The sequence below is a fragment of the Pedobacter steynii genome (assembly GCF_900103665.1).
In the GTDB taxonomy this organism is placed as follows: domain Bacteria; phylum Bacteroidota; class Bacteroidia; order Sphingobacteriales; family Sphingobacteriaceae; genus Pedobacter; species Pedobacter steynii.
In genome coordinates this window covers 1-2027 of record NZ_FNGY01000036.1, presented here as the reverse complement: position 1 = coordinate 2027, position 2027 = coordinate 1, and the positions used below count along the sequence as shown (strand labels likewise).

The 2027-nt window shown below is 48.5% G+C and carries 1 protein-coding gene; it reads right to left on the bottom strand.

Going from position 1 to position 2027, the window contains the following annotated elements:
- On the bottom strand, positions 1-2027 hold a 2027-nt coding region (locus BLQ87_RS34320; RefSeq protein ID WP_218129474.1), incomplete at both ends, for a hypothetical protein.

Below are 2027 nucleotides of genomic sequence, written 5' to 3'. Positions count from 1 at the left end.
GACTTCAGGATCACCTGATCTCCCGTACAGAACGTCAGGTTCCCTTCAGTAACCTCAACATCAGCTGCGCCGGGAATCAGGTTTACGGTAACCACTTTTCCTGCAGAAGCAGGACTTGGACAACCGTTTTCTGTCACTACAACCGTATAGGTTCCGCTGGTATTGGCCGTATAACTTTGCGATGTGGCACCGTCGATGATAATTCCGTTTTTATACCACTGGTTACCTGCAGTTTTATTGGACTTCAGGACTACCTGATCACCTGTACAGAACGTCAGGTTCCCTTCAGTAACCTCAACATCAGCTGCGTCGGGAATCAGGTTTACGGTAACCACCTTTCCTGCAGAGGCAGGACTTGGGCAACCGTTTTCTGTTACCACCACTGTATAGGTTCCACTGGTATTGGCCGTATAACTTTGCAATGTGGCACCGTCGATGATAATTCCGTTTTTATACCACTGGTTACCTGCAGTTTTATTGGACTTCAGGATCACCTGATCACCCGTACAGAACGTCAGGTTCCCTTCAGTAACCTCAACATCAGCTGCGCCGGGAATCAGGTTTACGGTAACCACCTTTCCTGCAGAGGCAGGACTTGGACAACCGTTTTCGGTTACCACCACAGTATAGGTTCCACTGGTATTGGCCGTATAACTTTGCAATGTGGCACCATCGATGATAATGCCGTTTTTATACCACTGGTTACCTGCAGTTTTATTGGATTTAAGGACTACCTGATCACCCGTACAGAACGTCAGGTTCCCTTCAGTAACCTCAACATCAGCTGCGCCGGGAATCAGGTTTACGGTAACCACCTTTCCTGCGGAAGCAGGACTTGGGCAACCGTTTTCGGTTACCATCACCGTATAGGTTCCGCTCTCATTAGCCGTATAACTTTGCGATGTGGCACCGTCGATGATAACGCCGTTTTTATACCACTGGTTACCTGCAGTTTTATTGGACTTCAGAATCACCTGATCACCCGTACAGAACGTCAGGTTCCCTTCGGTAACCTCAACATCAGCTGCGCCGGGAATCAGGTTTACGGTAACCACCTTTCCTGCAGAGGCAGGACTTGGGCAACCGTTTTCGGTTACCACCACTGTATAGGTTCCGCTGGTATTGGCCGTATAACTTTGCGATGTGGCACCATCGATGATAATTCCGTTTTTATACCACTGGTTACCTGCAGTTTTATTGGACTTCAGGATCACCTGATCACCCGTACAGAACGTCAGGTTGCCTTCAGTAACCTCAACATCAGCTGCGCCGGGAATCAGGTTTACGATAACCACTTTTCCTGCAGAAGCAGGACTTGGACAACCGTTTTCTGTCACTACAACCGTATAGGTTCCGCTGGTATTGGCCGTATAACTTTGCAATGTGGCACCATCGATGATAATTCCGTTTTTATACCACTGGTTACCTGCGGTTTTATTGGACTTCAGGACTACCTGATCTCCCGTACAGAACGTCAGGTTGCCTTCGGTAACCTCAACATCAGCTGCGCCGGGAATCAGGTTTACGGTAACCACTTTTCCTGCCGAAGCAGGACTTGGACAACCGTTTTCGATTACCACCACTGTATAGGTTCCGCTGGTATTGGCCGTATAACTTTGCAATGTGGCACCGTCGATGATAACGCCGTTTTTATACCACTGGTTACCGTTGATTTTATTGGATTTAAGGACTACCTGATCTCCCGTACAGAACGTCAGGTTGCCTTCAGTAACCTCAACATCAGCTGCGCCGGGAATCAGGTTTACGGTAACCACCTTTCCTGCAGAGGCAGGACTTGGACAACCGTTTTCGGTTACCACCACCGTATAGGTTCCGCTCTCATTAGCCGTATAGCTTTGCGATGTGGCACCGTCGATGATAACGCCGTTTTTATACCACTGGTTACCTGCAGTTTTATTGGATTTAAGGACTACCTGATCACCCGTACAGAACGTCAGGTTGCCTTCAGTAACCTCAACATCAGCTGCGCCGGGAATCAGGTTTACGATAACCACCTTTCCTGCAGA